We start from the raw sequence: 17,367 nt of genomic DNA on the forward strand, positions 1-17,367 counted from the left end.
CGGGGCAAGCCCGCTCCTACTGGCGTCAGGCCAGTTGCCGCTCCTGCTTGATGCCCCAGCCCTCGATTTCACCGCCCAGCGGGGCAATCACCGCTTCGAAATCCTGTTCGAACGCGTCGATACCGCCATAGGTTGCAAACATCACCTTGCTCAGCTCCAGATGCCAGGCGCCGTCATCGCGCTCGTGCACCTGGGCACTGAGTGATTCGCCGCGAAACTTTCCTGCCGCTCGCCGCGCCCGTGCCTCGTCCGGAAATACCGCATAAAACTCAATGGGATGAATTTGCGCGAAGTTGAACCCACCTTCTTTCATCCGACGCAAGACCGTGCTGCTGATGTCCTCGTATTGGCTGCTCATGAATCGTCCTCCTCACTACCGATGGATAGACTTTCAGTGCAAAACGCACCTGCCCGCCACACAAGCCGTGCGGGGGCAATTCGAGCTGTTGCGTGACGTGGATCGGCAAGCCCGGGCAATCAGAAAAAATCGCCCGACCTTGCCTGCAGCGTAGCGCCTGATCGCCCGGCGTGCCAGCCGGCATGCGGGTTCAGGGTGCTTGCGTGATGGCCGTTATCTCCACCCCGTTCTGCTCCTTCAGCCATTTGGCTGTGGGTGAGGTTTCGCGGTCCTGGAAATCATTGAGGTCCAGTTCACCCAGGACCGGATACAGATGGGAGCGAATCAGCCGCGCCGCCTCTTCGAGGCTCGGCTCAAACTCTGCGGTGAGCGGCAGCGTGGTGCGCTCGCCCTTCTGGTCAACAAAGGTAACGACCCAGTCTTTCATTGGACTCTCCTGTGTACCGATGTTCAGGGTGAATCTGGCCTACCTTCCGTTGACCTCGCCGAGAGGCGGTTGTTCAGTCGTCTTGCGGCTCGAAGCGGTGACCACCCGGCAGCGCGCGGATGCTTTGCAGCGTGCGCAGAAAATCGTCCCTGGAGGGCTCGAACGCAAGCGGCGGCTCGGCGTGTTCGTTGATCACTCCCAGCACCACGGTGGGCTGGTACTCGGTGGACAAGACACCGGCGACCATCCTGAACGTTTCAGCGGCCGCCGGCTCGAAACTGTCAGGGTCATAAGCGCGAAAGCGTGCGCCGCCGAACCTGCCCTTGGCGGCACCGATCCGCACGCTGGAGGGCCCGAACTTGTCGACACTGAGCTGCATGGGAAACGGGTTGGCAATCAGTCGATCCAGCAGCATCGGCACCATCTCGACGGCCTTGTCGCTGTCACTGCTCATGCTCAGGCGGTGCAGCAGCGTGGGATTGTCTGCCGGGTTGAGGCCCAGGGTGATGGCATGTCGCGGTGTGCCATCGTCGGCGATGAAGCCGTAGGGCACACAGAAGCCGTTGTCCTGGGGGATTTCGTATTGCTTGCGGGTGCGGAACGCGGCCAGCACAGCACGCGCCCTGGGCTCCAGCCGGGCCAGCGCAGCGGAGTCTGTAGCCGTATTGGCGCCACTGTAGAATTTGAAACGGTAGATGCGTTGCTCACGCCACAGGTAGGCAGTCAGATTGCCTGCATACCAGTTTGCAGAGGCATCCGGTACACCCAGCTCGATAAAGCGCTCATGTTCGTACTCTGTATCGGTCGGCCACTGCGCTTGCTCCTTGAAGAAGGCATCGCGCTCGACCTGCAACTTCGCCACCGGCCGCCCCTCGGCAGTAAATTGCTTGATCATGTCGTCAAGCACCACCAGCTGGGAATTCACGTAGCCTATGCGCTCAAGCTTTTCACGCAAGTCGAAATACTGATCACTCAGGGCCCTGTAGCGCGTTTCATCGTCACGGGCCGCAATCATGGCGGCATCCAGCGCCTCCATCTGTGCCTTCACCACCCGTTCCTGCGCCGGGTTACGGGTAAGGCTCTGCACATAGCGGATCTGCTCGTAGAGTGCACGGGTGGTCAACGGACTGACCTCGATGTCGACCAGAAAGGGCAGCTCGCCAGTCACCCCTTCGCCGTAGGCAATCTGCTTGTCCCCGGGGGTGATCGTGGGGTCGGGGAGCTCGAAATTGTAGTATTGCCAGTAACCACTGGAAAGGTGCCAGGCAATGTCCTTGGGCACATCGAACTGCACCCGGCCGATGCATTCGGTGCGCCAGCCGGGGGGCGTCTGGTAATCCGGCGGCGCCACTTCGGCCATTGCCAACAGTGAATGGCACAGGCAGGCAATCAAAACCAACACTCGCACGCAAAAATCCTTTTTTGATGGGCGCCATTGCAGCCCCACGTTTGCTGAGGCGCGCGATTTGAGCATTCATGGCCCAAAAAGCCAAGACCCCGGCAAGCCGGGGTCCTGTTTACTGCGCCAGCAACATGGTTATTCCGGCGTGCCGTGTACTACACCGGCAGTGTTATCCAGCAGGCTCTTGGTTGCCGTCTGGATGAACGACTCAAGCTTTTGCAGCAACTCCGGCTGGTCCGGGCTTTCAATCAGCTCGGCCTTGAAGTTGGCACCCAGCTCGTAGCGGTACATGCGTGGCGTCATGTCCTTGGACTCGATCAGGATGCGATCACCTCTGATCAGGCCAACGATCTGCTCGCTACCCGACGGCTTGATCATGCCGAAGCCTGGATCACCGGCCGGCAGGTTGAGCAGGTCACGGCCCCAGCACTGGTGACGGGTTTCGCCGCCCAGGCGGCCCATGATGGTCGGCACGATGTCGATCTGGGTACCGACGGTGTGGTTGAGCGCACCGAACTTCTCCTGGATACCCGGAGCGATCAGCAGCAGCGGCACGTTGAAGCGCCCCAGGTCCATCTCGGTGACCTGCTGTTGGTTGCCAAAGCCATGGTCGCCGACGATGACGAACAGGGTTTCCTTGAAGTAAGGCTCCTTGCGCGCCTTCTCGAAGAACTGGCCCAGGGCCCAGTCGGAGTAGCGCATGGCGGTAAGGTGCTCGTCCAGGCGGCCCTGCCCCGTGACCTTCTCAACCGGCAGATCCGCGGGCAGCGCATACGGCGTGTGGTTGGACAGGGTCTGCAGCAGCGCGTAGATCGGCTTCTTGCCATCGTGCTTGGCCAGTTCCTCGTTGCCGCGATCGAGCATGTCCTGGTCGGACACACCCCAGGTCGGGTCGGAGAACACCGGATTGACGAAGTCGTTACGGCCGATGAAGGTGGTCATGCCCTGGTTGCCGAAGAAACCGGACTGGTTGTCCCAGGCGAAGTCGCCGTTGTAGACATACACGTCGTCGTAGTCACGCGCGCTAAGCAGCGCCGGCAGGCCCGACAGCTTGTGGCCGCCTTCCGGGGTCTGCATCAGGTATTCGAAGCCTGGCAGGTTCGGGTAGCAGGCCATGGTGGCGAACATACCCTGGTGGGTATGGGTACCGTTGGAGAAGAAGCGGTCGAACAGCAAGCCCTCTTTCGCCAGCTTGTCGAAGTACGGGGTGATGTTGTGCGGACTGCCCAGGGCGCCTACCGAGTGACCGGCGAAGCTCTCCATGAGGATCACCACGACGTTCTTGATCGGCAGGGTGTTGCCCGCCGGCGGGGTGAAGTCGCGGCGCACGGCGGCGCTGTCGGCATCGACCAGCTTGTCGTTGGGTGTCAGCAGCATGTCGCGCACGGTCTGGGTGGCCAGGCCCTGCTCGATGGTCGACTTCCAGACATTGGCGCGGTCTTCACCGAAACGGCTCTTGGCCGCATCGATCAGGGTCAGGGTGCCGTTCAGACCCAACTGGTTGACGAAGTTCGAGTCCGTGGTGAAGGCATCGCCCCAACGCATGGGCGGGCCCTGGCGCAGGGTGCCGCGAGCGGCAATGACCGCCACCAGCAGGATCATGAAGAACACCACGCCGCGCACATACCAGGGCGCTACGCTGCGCGTACCCACTTGGCTTTCATACACGCCACGGGGCCGGGTCAGGCGATCGATGCCCTTGAACAGCAGGCTCAGCAGCCAGGTGCCGAAGGCCCAGGCCAGCAGATAGCGTACCACCGGGAAGCCGTACCAGAGCATGCTCAGCACGGTTTTCGGGTCTTCCTTGACGTACTGGAACACCAGGCCGTTGAGGCGCTGGTGGAACTCGCGATAGAAGTCCATCTCCATCAGGCCGAGGAACATGACGATGCTCGAAGCGATGGTCAGCCAAGCCCGGAACAGGCCGCGTGCAGCCATGGCCCGGGCGCTGAGGATCGCCAGCAGCAGCGGAATGCTCAGGTACACCACGACCCGCAGGTCGAAGCGCAGGCCATTGAGGAAACCCTCGGCTACCGTCGACATCGGCGTGTCGCCAATCATGTCGCTGTTGTAGACCAGCAAGGCCAGGCGGACCAGGCTGAGCATCAGCATGATCACCAGGCCGCACAGCAGGGTGTAGACCAAGTGTGATTTCAGCGTCGTTTGCAACGGGCGCGACGCAGCCCGCTGTTGACTCAAGGCGTCCGTGTTAGCCATGAATTGGAAGATCCCTAGGGTTCAGGTTCAAGGAAGGCGGTAAAACGAATCGGCAAATGTGCCCTAAACGCGAGTGCGTTGCACGGTCATTCGGCGAACGGATAATTGCGCGGGCAAATTGTCGGCAATCGTTTGTGAAAATTTCGTAATAGAATCAAAGTCATCCACATTGGGATCATTACGCCATGTTTTATCGCTACCTCCCAAGCCCGCTTGGCCCACTGTTGCTGGCAGGTGACGAACAGGGCTTGCGCCTGCTGCACATGGACGCCGCCCAGCCGTGGGAACTGGCCGAGGACTGGCAGCCGGCCAGCAGCCAGCTGGACGATGTGGCGCGCCAGCTGGACCAATACTTTGCCCGTCAGCGCGAACGCTTCGACGTACGCCTGGCACCCCGGGGCACGCCGTTCCAGCAGCAAGTCTGGCAGGCGCTGCAGCGTATCCCCTATGGCACCACCTGCAGCTACGGTGAGCTTGCCCTGGACATTGGCAACCCCAAATCGGTGCGGGCAGTGGGCACCGCCAATGGCGCCAACCCGATTGCAATCATCATTCCCTGTCATCGGGTGATTGGTAGCAACGGCACCCTCACCGGGTTTGCCGGGGGGATCGAGCGCAAACAGATACTGCTGGAACTGGAAGGGACCTGGTTGATCTGAAGATCATCGCGGGGCAAGCCCGCTCCTACAACCGTACATTGCCCCGCGGCCCAGCAATCGCCCAGATGATCAGGCCCAGCACTGGCAGCAGTAGAATCAGCAGGACCCAGAGAATCTTGGCCCCACCGCTGGCACCGCTTTTGATCACATTGATGATCGCCCAGATATCCAGGGCAAGGATGATCAGCCCAACCAGGCTGTTGAACGTAGAGCCCATGGTATCGCTCCCTTGATCGAGTCTGCCCTCAGAATAGCTGGCTATCAGCCCCATAGAGGCGAATCGTTCGCCGCAGCCTGACAGCACTGGTTACACTCGGTGCATTGAATTGCCACCGTGAGGCCCCTATGCCACCCGCCCACAGCCCTGCCCCCCTGCCACTCTGGAACGCCTGGCTGCAGCAGGCACAAAGCAGCCCGTGGCTCAGCGCAGGCTTGGGCCTGAGCCTGCTGGCGGTAATCGGCCTGCTGATTGCCAGTGCCTGGAACGCCGTGCAGGGCAATCACCAAGAAAACCTGCACATGGCCCTGCTCGGTGGCCTCGCAGGGTTTGCCGCCACAGCCCTTGGCGCGGTCATGGCCGTGGTGCTGCGCGAGATCAGCGCCCGCACCCAGGATGTGATGCTCGGCTTTGCCGCCGGCATGATGCTCGCCGCCAGTTCGTTCTCGCTGATTCTGCCCGGGCTCGACGCTGCCCGCGAAATCACTGGCAACGGACCTTACGCGGCGCTGACAGTGGTGGTGGGAATGGGCCTGGGCGTACTGTTGATGCTCGGCCTCGACCGCTTCACCCCACACGAACATGAAAGCACCGGCCCTTGCGGCCCGCAGGCGGAGCGGATCAACCGGGTGTGGCTGTTCGTGCTGGCGATCACCCTGCACAATCTGCCCGAAGGCATGGCCATCGGTGTCAGCTTTGCCAATGGAGACCTCAATGTCGGCCTGCCGTTGACCAGCGCCATCGCCATCCAGGACATTCCCGAAGGCCTGGCCGTGGCCCTGGCGCTGCGCGCAACCGGGCTTTCGACCTTCAAAGCGGCATTGGTGGCGATCGGTTCGGGCCTGATGGAGCCCATTGGTGCGGTGATCGGCCTGGGCATCTCCACCGGCTTTGCCATTGCCTACCCGGTGAGCATGGGCCTGGCGGCCGGGGCAATGATCTTTGTGGTGTCCCACGAAGTGATCCCGGAAACCCACCGCAACGGCCACCAGACCTCGGCAACCCTGGGCCTGATGGGCGGCTTTGCGGTGATGATGTTCCTCGATACCGCCCTGGGTTAAACGTGCACCGCAACCCGCAGCGCTTCCAGGGCTGGCGCTGCGGCGATACCAACTTCGGCGCACAATTCCAGTACCCGTGGCAGGTCAGCATTGCCGACCAGTACCATCTGCAGTTCATCATCGAGCAATTGGCTGAGGTTCATCAGCACATAACCGCCGGCGTCCTTGTTCATTGCGCCCATCTGCACCTGGATGCGGTTGAGTGCGGTCAGCGCCTCGACCTTGGCCAACTGCTTGGGTTTGAGGTTGAACGCCACGCTCTTGTCGAAGGAGTCGACGATCTGGGCGAACAGGTCCTGGTAGGTATCGGCCTGGAACAGCACGGTATCGGGCAGGCTGCCGACGACAATCCACTCACCCAAAGGGATCGGGAAGCTGTCGTCGTAGTTGATGTCCGGGTTAGCGGCGAGAAACGCCTGCGGATCGGCGTAGGCCTGGGCGGCTTCGTCGGCGATGCGCGCGATGTCTTCCTCGCGCATGCAGCCAGCGCTGATTTTGCCGATGAGTTCGACCAATTGGGATTTCATGAAGGGGCCCTGCGACGCTGAAAAAAGTCGCCAAGGATAGCCGCAAAAGGCCCCCAGGGGTTAGCCGAGCAGCTTGAGCAACTGCTCGGTGGTCTGGGCTGCGCCCATGGTTTGCGCCGCACCCAGGGCATCAGTGCCACGGGCGTCGCAATGACGAGGGTTGGCGCCCTTGGCCAAGAGATAGTCGACGATCACGGTGCGGTTGAACATTGCCGCCATCATCAGCGCAGTACGGCCATCGGCGGACGTGCCGTCAATCTCGGCGCCCCTCTCCACCAGCAGTTGGACCATCTCCAGGTCGCCTTTGAACGCAGCGCCCGCGATGGGCAACTGACCCTTGTCATTGGCGATTTGCGGGTCCGCATCATGATCGAGCAGCACCGTAACGGCATCCCGATGCCCGTGGTAGCTGGCAAGCATCAGCAAGGTATCGCCATTGCCATTGCGCAGGTTCACCGCCAGCCCATTCTCCAGCAGGCGCCCAAGCATCGCCGCATCGCCTTTGCGCGCGCGATCGAAGACCTCCTCGGCGAACGCTGCCGCCTCGTCGTCGTTCATGGGCGTGGGGCTACGTTGGTCAGACATGGGGAACCTCCTGGCTATCGGAAAGACCCAAGTCTTGGTCAGGGAGCGCGTGGGGTCAATTGTGGATAAGTCATGGCGGTGACAGTAGAAATCTATTGGTCGCACAACCATGCAAAATGCACTGTGCAAAATGCACGGCCATGCAGAACGCACGGTAACGTCCTGCAAGATCATCTATAAGATATTGATTTATAAGCATTTAATTTATTTTAAAAGCTGGCACAGTCGCTGCACCCATCACTCCATGTCTGCCACTAACAGTCAGGAGTTGATATGGACCTCATCCAGGAAAAATTCGCCTCGGTATTCAGCGCTCATGAAGTGACCACCCAGGCGCGCCCCGACGGTGGAATTCTGCTGACCCTGCGCGCAGCCGACGGCACCCAGACCCGGCGCTCGATTTCTTATGCACAACTGCACAGTGCCGAACAGTTGTCGTGGGCGATCAGTGCGATTCGCCGCGACTTGGCCGAACAGGCCAGTGAGTTGCCGGTGATTACAATGTTGCAGAGCCAGCAGCGGTTTGCTTTGCCGACTTATCGGTAAGCAGTAGCCCGCTCCCACCCGTGGGAGCGGGCTTGCCCCGCGATAGCGATTACTCAGTCATCCAGCCGAGGAAAGTCTGCTGCAATCGTGTTGCCAGTGAACCTGGCAACCGAACCCTGCGCCTGGTTAAACACCCGGATCGCCACAAACCGCGGCTCCTCTCCCATATCGCGCCACTGCTGAACCCCTGACGGGACACCGATCAGGTCACCCTTCTCGCACAACACCGCATAGATGTAGCCCTCAATCCGCAGGCTGAACAGCCCGCGTCCAGCAGCGAAAAAGTACAGCTGGTCTTCGTCACAAGTGTGCTCGGCAAGCAAGTTTGCGTCTGCTTCGCGGGTCACTTCGACACTGGCATAACCTTTCTCGGCCTTCAACGCATCGAGACTGTGTTGATACGCACCGATCACCTGTTCATCGCTGGCACCCGCCGGGATCGACGCGCCAGCCTGCCAACGCTCAAAACGCACGCCCTGCTCGGCGAGGGTCGCAGCGATGTCTTCCAGGTGAGTCAGCACCTTGTTGGGAATGTCCGGGATGGACTGGTGATACACGCTAAGGCTGCTCATCGGGGCAACTCCTTACTACCGGTTCACGGCCAAGGCTCATGCCCTGCCCTCTTTCATTCGAAGCGCAATGATAACGGCTGCGGCCAGGGCTGCGACGCTGGCAATACCAAAGGTGGTAGCCGCGCCCAGCAGGTTCCAGCTGTACCCCGAGAACAAGGCGCCCACGGCCCCGCCGGTTCCAGCCAGGGCTGCATATAATGCCTGGCCCTGGCCCTGCTGGCGGGCTGCGAAGCTGCGTTGCACGAAAGCAATGGCGGCAGCGTGGAAGCTGCCAAAGGTGGCGGCATGCAGCAGTTGGGCAAGCAACAACACAACAAGGTGCTCGGCAAAGTTGCCCAGCAATGCCCAGCGCAAAGCCGCCAGAAGCAAACTGGCCAACAGCACCCGGCGCAACGATACCCGCGCCAGAATCCAGCTCATGGCCAGGAACATCAGCACCTCGGCCACCACCCCCAGGGCCCAGAGCATGCCGATGGTGCCACGGCTGTAGCCCAGGTGCTCAAGGTGCAGGGTCAGGAAGGTGTAATACGGGCCGTGGCTCAGTTGCATCAACGCCACGCACAGGTAGAACGCCGCCACCCCGGGGATGGCCAGCTGTTTGAGAAAACCACCGCCACTTGCCCGCTCGTTTTGCCCAGGCGGTTGCGCGTTGGGCACCCAGAGGCTGGCGACAACGATGCCGGCCATGATGACCACCAGGGCGACCGGGTAGATATCCAGGCTCAACCCGTCGAACAGCCGACCAAGGCCGACCACAGTCAGGATAAAGCCGATCGAGCCCCAGAGCCGGACCTGGCTGTAACGGGCGGTCTGCCCTTGCAAGTGAGCCAGAGTGATGACCTCGAACTGCGGCAGCACCGCATGCCAGAAGAACGCATGCAGGGCCATCACCAGCGCCAGCCAGGCGTAACTTTTACCGAAGAAGATCAGCGAAAAGGTCGCCAGGGTCGACAAGGCGCCCAGGCGTACGATCAACAGGCGTTGGCCACTGCGGTCGCCCAGCCAGCCCCACAAATTGGGGGCCACGCAACGCATCAGCATGGGGATGGCCACCAACTCGCCGATGCGCGCGCTGGAAAACCCCAGATGATCGAAATACAACGCCAGAAACGGCGCAGTCGAGCCGAGCAAGGCGAAGTAGAACAGGTAGAAACTGGACAGCCGCCAGTAGGGAATCGGCGCCACGGCTCAACGAGCCGTAGCGCGAACGGCAGGTGCCAGCATTACAGCTGGCCCAGCACCGGGGTTTTCACGCGTACATCGGCGTTCTGCCCACGGTGGCGCAGCAGGTGGTCCATCAGCACGATGGCCATCATCGCTTCGGCAATCGGCGTGGCACGGATCCCCACGCAAGGATCGTGACGGCCCTTGGTGATGACCTCGACCGGATTGCCATCGACATCGATGGAGCGGCCCGGGGTAGTGATGCTCGATGTCGGCTTGAGGGCCAGGTGAGCAACGATCGGCTGGCCAGAGGAAATGCCGCCGAGAATACCGCCGGCGTTGTTGCTGAGGAAGCCTTCAGGGGTCAGCTCGTCGCGATGCTCGGTACCCCGTTGGGCGACGCTGGCAAAACCTGCACCAATCTCCACGCCCTTGACCGCGTTGATGCTCATCAGCGCATGGGCAAGCTCGGCATCCAGGCGATCGAAAATCGGCTCGCCCAAGCCCGGCATGACACCTTCGGCAACCACGGTGATCTTCGCCCCGACCGAATCCTGGTCACGGCGCAGTTGGTCCATGTACGCCTCAAGCTCCGGGACCTTGTCCGGGTCTGGGCTGAAAAAGGCGTTCTGTTCCACCGAATCCCAGGTCTTGAAGGGGATTTCAATCGGACCGAGCTGGCTCATGTAGCCGCGGATGCGAATGCCCTGGCTGGCCAGGTACTTCTTGGCGATGGCGCCAGCGGCCACGCGCATGGCGGTTTCGCGCGCCGAGCTGCGGCCACCACCACGGTAATCGCGCTCACCGTACTTGTGGTGGTAGGTGTAGTCGGCATGGGCCGGGCGGAACAGGTCCTTGATCGCCGAGTAGTCCTTGGACTTCTGGTCGGTGTTGCGAATCAGCAGGCCGATGGAGCAGCCGGTGGTGCGCCCCTCGAACACCCCGGAGAGGATTTCGACTTCGTCGGCTTCCTGGCGCTGGGTGGTGTGGCGGCTGGTGCCGGGTTTGCGCCGGTCCAGGTCGTGCTGCAGGTCGGCCAGGGAAATTTCCAGGCCCGGTGGGCAGCCATCGACAATGGCAACCAACGCCGGGCCATGGCTTTCGCCAGCGGTGGTGACAGTGAACAGCTTGCCGTAGGTATTGCCGGACATGCAGGACGCTCCGCGAATCAGCCAGATGTGAACAAGGCCGCCAGTATACGCAGGCTAACCATTGAGTTCATCCCTGACGGCGAACCTTCTGCGCCCGGCCCGGTCCAAACGGAACTTTCTCGATAGTGGCCTGATGATGTTGCGTATTGTTGCGGTAATCGCTCTGCTGTTCAGTGGCCTGGTCCAGGCTGCCGCCCCCACCGTATTCCAGCGCCCGGTCAGCCTCGATACCGGCAACGGCATGCTGCACGGCAGCCTGTTGTTGCCGCGCACCGAGCAGCCGCCACCGGTGGTATTGATCATTGCCGGCTCCGGGCCGACCGATCGCGACGGTAACAACCCGTACGGTGGCGATACCAACAACCTCAAGCAACTGGCCCTGACCCTGGCGAAAAACAATATCGCCAGCGTGCGCTACGACAAGCGCGGTGTCGCTGCGAGCCTTGCGGCCACTCCGGATGAGCGCGACCTGACGGTGGAGCGCTATGTCGCCGATGCCGTGGCCTGGAGCCAGAAAATCAAGGCTGACCCACGTTTTGGCCGCCTGATCCTGCTCGGCCACAGCGAAGGCGCGCTGATCGCAAGCCTTGCTGCCGAGCAAAGCGGCGCCAGCGCGGTGATCAGCGTCTCCGGCAGTGGCTGGCCGATCGACAAGGCGTTGCGGGCACAGATGTTCGATCGCATACCTGGGCGCTACATGGCCAGTGCCACAGACATCCTCGACCGCCTGAAAAACGGCAAGACCTCCTCCCGCGTGCCGCTGCCCCTGCAGGACGTACTGCGCCCCAGTGTGCAGCCCTACCTGATTTCGCTGTTCCGCCAGGACCCGGCCGAGGCCTTTGCCAAGGTCAAGGTCCCGGCGCTGATCATCCAGGGCACCCATGACTTCCAGGTCAGCGTCGACAACGCCGAAATACTCAAGGCGGCCAAGCCGGATGCCGAACTTGCGTTGATCAAGGGCATGAACCACATGCTGCGCATTGCCCCCGAGCAAATCAGCCAGCAACGCGACAGTTACCTTGACCCGCGATTACCGCAAGCGGCCGAACTGGGCCAGTGCGTTGTCGACTTCATTCAGCGGTTGCCCGCCAGCTGAGGCCAAATCGCAGAAATTACGCTCCAGTCCAGGCCAGCCCTGCCGATACAGCGGTGCCGGCATCGTCAATGCGACCAGCCTGCTGCGCACATGAGGATTGCCGTGATGACCGAAGCCGCCCCCCAGGATACCGCCGAGAAGACTGCCGAACAGGCAGCAGCGGACGTTGCCCCCCTGCCCTGGGCCGATGTTGCCCCCGAACACTTCCAGATGCTGCGCCTGGCGCCGCTGCCGACCGATCGCAACAGCGGTGCGCGGCCGCTGCGTTTCGTCCAGTACGGCTACGCCGAACGCCACAACAAGCAGACCAGCCTGCTGCGCCTGGCTATCCAGTTGCCTGCTCAAAAAGTGCGCAAGGAACAGAACCACCTGGATGTGTGGGTCGACCATGACGAAAAGCGCGTGACTTTCAGCCCCGACACCGGCTTGCAGATGGAGCCGCTGAACCGTGGCCTGGGACGCTTTTTGCTCAACCAGGCAGTGATCTGGGCGCAGCGCAAGTGGCCACATTACCGGGTCGAGGGTGCGGCCCTGCCAAACAAGGACGCGCTCAACGAAGACACCCGCCTGCGCCGAGACCATGTGCTGCGCAGCCATGGCCTGGAGGTCGAGTATGCTGATGCCCAGCACCTGAAGGGACGTTTTGTCGATGCGCAGGTGGGCGAGCTCAAGGCCGGCTTCAACAGCGACAAGGTGCAGCGGATCGAGATACTCGATGCCGCGCAGATGCTGCAGCAAGCCGAGCAGAACTTGCAGGAAAAAGAGGTGCAATTGCGCGAACGTGACGAGCGGGTCAGCAAGTACCGCCGTGAAGACAGCGGGCTGCGCTTTACCATTACCTGCCTGGTGGCCTTTGCGGTGTTTCAGGCCGGGTTACTGATCTGGATTGCCACTCACCGCTAGAAAGCATCGCGGGGCAAGCCCGCTCCCACTCTTGAACCGCCTACACCGGCCCTGTGGGAGCGGGCTTGCCCCGCGATAGATTCAGAGCAAGTCTGCAACCTTACACCTTCGAAGCAAACAACCCCTGATGCTGCCGGCACTGCTGCGCCGTGAGCATGAACACCCCGTGCCCACCGCGCTCGAACTCCAGCCAGGCGAAATCCACTTGCGGATACAGCGCCTCAACATGCACCTGGCTGTTGCCTACCTCGACAATCAGCAAGCCCTTTTCGGTCAGGTGATCGGCCGCTTCGGCCAGCATCCGCCGCACCAGGTCCAGGCCATCATTGCCACAGGCCAGGCCCAGTTCCGGTTCGTGGTGATACTCATCCGGCATGTCGGCAAAATCTTCGGCATCGACATAAGGCGGATTGGACAGGATCAGGTCAAATCGCTGCCCTGGCAGACCTGCGAAACCGTCACCCTGGACAGTAAAGACGCGCTCTTCCAGGCCGTGACGCTCGATGTTCTGGTTAGCGACTTCAAGCGCCTCGAAGGACAGGTCGGCGAGCACCACTTCAGCGTCGGGGAAGACTTCGGCGCTGACGATACCGATGCAACCGGACCCAGTGCACAGATCAAGGATGCGTGCCGGCTCGCTGGCCAACCACGGCTCGAAGCGTTTTTCGATCAGCTCGCCAATGGGTGAGCGCGGAATCAGCACGCGCTCGTCGACAATGAACGACAAACCGCAGAACCAGGCCTCACCCAACAGATAGGCGGTGGGCACGCGGTCTTCGATACGGCGCTTGAGCAGGCGCTGCAGGTTGACCAGTTCGTCATCTTCCAGTTGGCAGTCAAGGTAGGCATCGGCGACCTCCCAGGGCAGATGGACCGAACCCAGCACCAGCAGCCGCGCTTCATCCCAGGCGTTGTCGGCGCCATGACCGAAAAACAGGCCATGCTCATGGAAACGGCTGACGGCCCAACGGATATGATCGCGCAGGGTGCGCAAGCGAGAAGTGATCACAACAGACTCCTTGAAAGACGACCTGCAATTCTAACAGCCCGGCAGAAGAAATGATCGGCAAAAACACCCTGTAAGGATTTCGCCAAGGTGGCTGCAGGCCACTAACGACGCAGGTTGTACGCTAAGCGATTCACATAAGTGCTCAGGCAGGGGACAATAGGGTAAAAGCCCTATCCAAAGGAGCCCTTGATGTCTGTTCCAATGACGATGTTCCACCTCAGCGGCCGCGGCTATCCGCCGGCCAAGCTGAACAACGCCAGCCTGGTGATTATCGATGCGCAAAAGGAGTACCTCAGCGGTCCCCTGGCGCTCTCGGGCATGGAAACGGCCGTGGCCAACATCGCTAAAATGCTCGAGGCGGCCCGCAAGGCCGGGCGCCCGATCATCCACGTGCGTCACCTGGGTACCGTTGGCGGCATGTTCGATCCGCAGGGTCCACGTGGCGAGTTCATTCCTGGGCTTGAGCCGCTGGGCGATGAAGTGATCATCGAAAAGCGCATGCCCAATGCCTTCAAGAACACCAGCCTGCACGAGACCTTGCAGAAGTACGGCCACCTGGACCTGATCGTCTGCGGCTTCATGAGCCACTCCAGTGTCAGCACTACCGTGCGCCGGGCCAAGGACTACGGTTATCGCTGTACCTTGATCGAGGACGCCTGCGCCACCCGTGACCTGCCGTTCAAGGACGGCGTTATTCCTGCGGCGCAGATCCAGCAGAGCGAAATGGCGATCATGGCCGACAACTTCGCCTGTGTGGCGCCGACTGCCAGCCTGATCTGAGCGACCGCCCGGCCGCCGGGCGGAACCACCTCCAGGCTTTTCGGTCCAACACCGGATATCCATAGAGGAAATCGGAATGAAAATATCCGATGGTTTCGATGCCAAGCGCTTGCGCCCACGCACACCCCGTAACTGGGGCATGCGCCTGGCTGCGGCGTTTTCGGCGCTGCTGGCAACTGCCGGGGTGCTCCTGGCCATGGCCGGCGCCGCCAGCCTGCTGGGCCGCCCCGCAGCCCTGGGCGAGCTCAATGCCAATCCGGCTGGCGCCAGTGTGTTGCTGGGCCTTGGTCTGTTGCTGCTGTACCTGGGCATCTGGTTCTGGCGCCGCAGCCGCTTGCGCTTGCGTAGGCGCCGAGAGCTCAACCTGTCACCGCATCTGATGAAAAAACACGATTGACTGCACGCACGGGGGGAGTCGCGTAAACTACGCCGCCCAGGCGGAGGCTTACATGCAAGACGACGATTTTTCCCTGTTCAAAAGCGAGATGCGCGGCGTCAAGCCGATCACCCACGATCGCGCCGAAGTCGGTAAACCCAACGCCGACCGCAAGAAGCTGGCGAGCCTGCGCCAGGCCGCGACAGTACGTAGCGACCAGAGCGTGGTCGATGGCTTGTCCGACCAGTTTGTCATCGACGTCGGCCCCGAAGACGATCTGCACTGGAACCGTGACGGTGTCCAGGAAAGCCAGATGCGCAAGCTCAAACTGGGCCAGATCGGTTTTGAAGGCAGCCTCGACCTGCACGGCATGACCGTCGAAAAGGCCCGGGAAACCTTGTGGGCCTTCCTCGCCGAGGCCACCCGCTTCGAAGTACGCTGCGTGCGCGTCACCCACGGCAAGGCCGTGCGCCTGGATGGCAAGCGACCGATGATCAAGAGCCACGTAAATACCTGGCTGCGCCAGCACCCGCAAGTGCTCGGTTTCACCTCGTGCCAGGCCCGCCATGGCGGCACTGGCGCGGTGTATGTCATGCTCAAGCGAACCATGCTTGAAGGCCGTGACGAGTAAGCCGCACCCTTCGCGTTTGCAATACATCCCACAGATGAAACGTCGGAGTAGGCCTTGCCAGCGTCAAAGCCCAAATCGGGCTCAACGCTGGCAACTCCGTTATCAGACTGCAACCATTTCGTACTGAAGTTATGCCGAAGTAACGACTTGCTTGAGGTACTCGCTCAGCATGAACAAATCTTTACCCCCCGTGTCAGCGGAGGGCTTGGAGTAATAAAGCTCGGTATTGCGACTGGGATCGACGTACAAATGGCAGCCATTGAATGCGCCATCGACATAATTACCGTGATACTCGAACCTCAAGGCGCCACCATCATCAGAGTAGATCGCCCAGGTATTGTTCCTGGCCCCCGGATTGGACGGCAGTGGCTCGGGAACCGCACCGTATTGTGAGCCTGACAGCCCCAACACCAACGGACCGGCGTCACTGGCCAAATACTCAAAAATAAACAGGTACGGTTGATTATCCACCGGCGGCGCCATGTCATTGGCGGGAACAATATTCCACACAGGCTCAGCGCTCGCGCTAAAACTGCCACCACAATAGTAGGTACCGTAACCCAGATGAACATACGAGGGTTTATTGAGGGCCCGCATGACGACAGAGCGAATAGAAGTATTCACCCCGGTTTTGATCAACGCCCCTGGAAAGTAATCTATCTGCGGCGACACGACTATCGGTTCGGCTGCCTGGGGTTCTAAAGGCTGAACCGCGTCGGGATCGAGCGACGGTGCAGTCGGCGGCATCCATTCAGGCATGTTGGCAGGCCGGATCATTGCTTCGATCAACTGGCGGCCCGGCAGGGGAATGTAACTAAGCGCCAGGGATATTTGTGCCTTGATGTTGCTATCAATAGCCTTTACATCATCCTTGAAAGAATCGTAGCAGACGGACTTGTCCATACCGGCCAACGTCATCAAGGTAATCGCCTGCATCTGCACAGTAAAAAAACGAGTAACCACATATTGCATGGCAAAGAAGCGGGTAAACAGGTCTCGTTCTTTATATTTCTGATTAAATAACTGCAATAATCCACTGTTGTCTTGCGTTGACATTGTCAGCAAGCGATGTATTTGTGCCAGGTGAGTGTACACCGAGCCCTTTACTGCCTCGCCGATCTCTGTCAACTCTCTTGCAAACCTGTCAGCGTGTTCTGTGTCACCCTCCGCCTTGGCCTGCATGTAGTTTTTCAGACGTGTCTGGTACCTGTCATGGATAGACTGAATATCGGTACAGTGGCTTTCAACATCAGAAAATTTTGCGTCAAGCTGAAAATCGCGAATCTGCAACGACAGTTTACTAATGTCGCTTCGTATTTCGTCCAGCTGCACACTCATCTGTTTTATCAGTTTTATCACCGTATCGGTTTTATCACCGATCAACGAGTTCCAGGCAGTTTTGGTGAAATAATCAACTGTGGCGAGTGCCATTTTTTGCCCAATGTCCGTAGGGGTCAGGGACAGTACGCCGTTAAATCCAGTGTTTGCCATAGCAAGTATCATCGACTAGTCAGTTCAGCCGGCACGTCTGCGTGCCGCAATCGATGTCAAAATGACATTATCGCAAGCAAGATGGGAAGCCCCCCGTGCAGCTTTTTTTTCAGCGGGTGACTGTGCGCCAGTTTTTGCCCCCGTCACGAGCCCCATTTGCTGAGGAAGACGCCCGGGTTGCGCGGGGTGAACGGA

Annotated in this window: 20 protein-coding genes; 8 read left to right on the forward strand and 12 right to left on the reverse strand. The window is 60.5% G+C overall.

All coding sequences use genetic code 11. The annotated features are described in order from the left end of the window. Positions 1-25 precede the first annotated feature (25 nt). The 4 genes from M5G17_RS14555 to M5G17_RS14570 all read right to left on the reverse strand — a co-directional run bounded on the left by M5G17_RS14555 (position 26) and on the right by M5G17_RS14570 (position 4,404). Complete coding sequence (locus M5G17_RS14555; RefSeq protein ID WP_273893589.1) at positions 26-358, reverse strand: ribonuclease E inhibitor RraB; 333 nt, start codon at positions 356-358, stop codon at positions 26-28. Positions 359-548: 190 nt separating this feature from the next. Then, the gene (locus tag M5G17_RS14560) at positions 549-785 is read right to left on the reverse strand and encodes a hypothetical protein (protein ID WP_273893590.1); all 237 of its coding nucleotides are present in this window, start codon (positions 783-785) and stop codon (positions 549-551) included. Positions 786-858: 73 nt separating this feature from the next. Continuing rightward, positions 859-2,193 carry a T6SS immunity protein Tli4 family protein gene (locus tag M5G17_RS14565; protein WP_273893591.1) on the reverse strand — a complete coding sequence of 445 codons (1,335 nt, stop codon included), beginning with the start codon at positions 2,191-2,193 and terminating at the stop codon, positions 859-861. Between the two features lie 129 nt (positions 2,194-2,322). Then, positions 2,323-4,404, reverse strand: coding sequence for an LTA synthase family protein (locus M5G17_RS14570; protein ID WP_273893592.1), 2,082 nt, complete (start codon positions 4,402-4,404; stop codon positions 2,323-2,325). A 185-nt stretch (positions 4,405-4,589) separates the two neighbouring features. Here M5G17_RS14570 and M5G17_RS14575 point away from each other — a divergent pair, with 185 nt between their 5' ends. Then, positions 4,590-5,063: a methylated-DNA--[protein]-cysteine S-methyltransferase gene (locus tag M5G17_RS14575; protein ID WP_273893593.1), complete on the forward strand. Its 474-nt coding sequence runs from the start codon at positions 4,590-4,592 to the stop codon at positions 5,061-5,063. A gap of 25 nt (positions 5,064-5,088) precedes the next feature. Here the strand turns inward: M5G17_RS14575 and M5G17_RS14580 are convergent, their stop codons facing one another. Next, on the reverse strand, positions 5,089-5,280 hold the full coding sequence (locus tag M5G17_RS14580) for a PLDc N-terminal domain-containing protein (protein WP_130265725.1): 192 nt from the start codon (positions 5,278-5,280) through the stop codon (positions 5,089-5,091). Between the two features lie 128 nt (positions 5,281-5,408). On the opposite strand from M5G17_RS14580, the gene M5G17_RS14585 reads away from it, so the two are divergent. Next, positions 5,409-6,341 (forward strand): ZIP family metal transporter, encoded by a 933-nt coding sequence (locus M5G17_RS14585; RefSeq protein ID WP_273893594.1) that lies wholly within the window; start codon positions 5,409-5,411, stop codon positions 6,339-6,341. Here the strand turns inward: M5G17_RS14585 and M5G17_RS14590 are convergent. Both M5G17_RS14590 and M5G17_RS14595 read right to left on the reverse strand, forming a co-directional pair. Then, a complete protein-coding gene (locus M5G17_RS14590; protein ID WP_273893595.1) occupies positions 6,338-6,868 on the reverse strand; it encodes a hypothetical protein in 531 nt (176 codons plus the stop codon). The two genes, M5G17_RS14585 and M5G17_RS14590, sit on opposite strands and share 4 nt — an antisense overlap. Before the next feature lie 60 nt (positions 6,869-6,928). After that, positions 6,929-7,453, reverse strand: coding sequence for an ankyrin repeat domain-containing protein (locus tag M5G17_RS14595; protein WP_273893596.1), 525 nt, complete (start codon positions 7,451-7,453; stop codon positions 6,929-6,931). Positions 7,454-7,726: 273 nt separating this feature from the next. Here M5G17_RS14595 and M5G17_RS14600 point away from each other — a divergent pair, with 273 nt between their 5' ends. Further along, the gene (locus M5G17_RS14600) at positions 7,727-7,999 is read left to right on the forward strand and encodes a DUF3509 domain-containing protein (protein WP_130265729.1); all 273 of its coding nucleotides are present in this window, start codon (positions 7,727-7,729) and stop codon (positions 7,997-7,999) included. Between the two features lie 53 nt (positions 8,000-8,052). Here the strand turns inward: M5G17_RS14600 and M5G17_RS14605 are convergent, their stop codons facing one another. From M5G17_RS14605 to aroC, 3 genes are read right to left on the reverse strand one after another with little or no spacing between them, the layout of a single operon-like run. Further along, positions 8,053-8,571: a 1,2-dihydroxy-3-keto-5-methylthiopentene dioxygenase gene (locus M5G17_RS14605; protein ID WP_273893597.1), complete on the reverse strand. Its 519-nt coding sequence runs from the start codon at positions 8,569-8,571 to the stop codon at positions 8,053-8,055. A 36-nt stretch (positions 8,572-8,607) separates the two neighbouring features. Next, positions 8,608-9,756, reverse strand: coding sequence for an MFS transporter (locus M5G17_RS14610; RefSeq protein ID WP_273893598.1), 1,149 nt, complete (start codon positions 9,754-9,756; stop codon positions 8,608-8,610). A 38-nt stretch (positions 9,757-9,794) separates the two neighbouring features. After that, on the reverse strand, positions 9,795-10,886 hold the full coding sequence (aroC, locus tag M5G17_RS14615) for a chorismate synthase (protein ID WP_038994078.1): 1,092 nt from the start codon (positions 10,884-10,886) through the stop codon (positions 9,795-9,797). Positions 10,887-11,019: 133 nt separating this feature from the next. Between aroC and M5G17_RS14620 the strand changes: the two genes are divergently transcribed. Then, positions 11,020-11,982, forward strand: coding sequence for an alpha/beta hydrolase (locus M5G17_RS14620; protein ID WP_273893600.1), 963 nt, complete (start codon positions 11,020-11,022; stop codon positions 11,980-11,982). A gap of 105 nt (positions 11,983-12,087) precedes the next feature. Then, a complete protein-coding gene (locus M5G17_RS14625; RefSeq protein WP_273893601.1) occupies positions 12,088-12,885 on the forward strand; it encodes a hypothetical protein in 798 nt (265 codons plus the stop codon). A gap of 100 nt (positions 12,886-12,985) precedes the next feature. Here the strand turns inward: M5G17_RS14625 and prmB are convergent, their stop codons facing one another. After that, entirely contained in the window at positions 12,986-13,894 is a 909-nt protein-coding gene (gene prmB / locus M5G17_RS14630) for a 50S ribosomal protein L3 N(5)-glutamine methyltransferase (protein ID WP_273893602.1), read from the reverse strand. A gap of 189 nt (positions 13,895-14,083) precedes the next feature. On the opposite strand from prmB, the gene M5G17_RS14635 reads away from it, so the two are divergent. From M5G17_RS14635 to M5G17_RS14645, 3 genes are all read left to right on the forward strand, one after another. Beyond that, positions 14,084-14,674: a cysteine hydrolase family protein gene (locus M5G17_RS14635; protein ID WP_273893603.1), complete on the forward strand. Its 591-nt coding sequence runs from the start codon at positions 14,084-14,086 to the stop codon at positions 14,672-14,674. Between the two features lie 76 nt (positions 14,675-14,750). Continuing rightward, a complete protein-coding gene (locus M5G17_RS14640) occupies positions 14,751-15,071 on the forward strand; it encodes a hypothetical protein (protein ID WP_130265737.1) in 321 nt (106 codons plus the stop codon). A 52-nt stretch (positions 15,072-15,123) separates the two neighbouring features. After that, positions 15,124-15,681 (forward strand): Smr/MutS family protein, encoded by a 558-nt coding sequence (locus tag M5G17_RS14645; protein ID WP_273893605.1) that lies wholly within the window; start codon positions 15,124-15,126, stop codon positions 15,679-15,681. Positions 15,682-15,810: 129 nt separating this feature from the next. Here M5G17_RS14645 and M5G17_RS14650 read toward each other — a convergent pair whose 3' ends face one another. Further along, on the reverse strand, positions 15,811-17,172 hold the full coding sequence (locus M5G17_RS14650) for a hypothetical protein (RefSeq protein WP_273893607.1): 1,362 nt from the start codon (positions 17,170-17,172) through the stop codon (positions 15,811-15,813). Between the last annotated feature and the right edge of the window lie 195 nt (positions 17,173-17,367).

It is taken from the genome of Pseudomonas rubra, assembly GCF_028656935.1.
GTDB lineage: Bacteria > Pseudomonadota > Gammaproteobacteria > Pseudomonadales > Pseudomonadaceae > Aquipseudomonas > Aquipseudomonas rubra.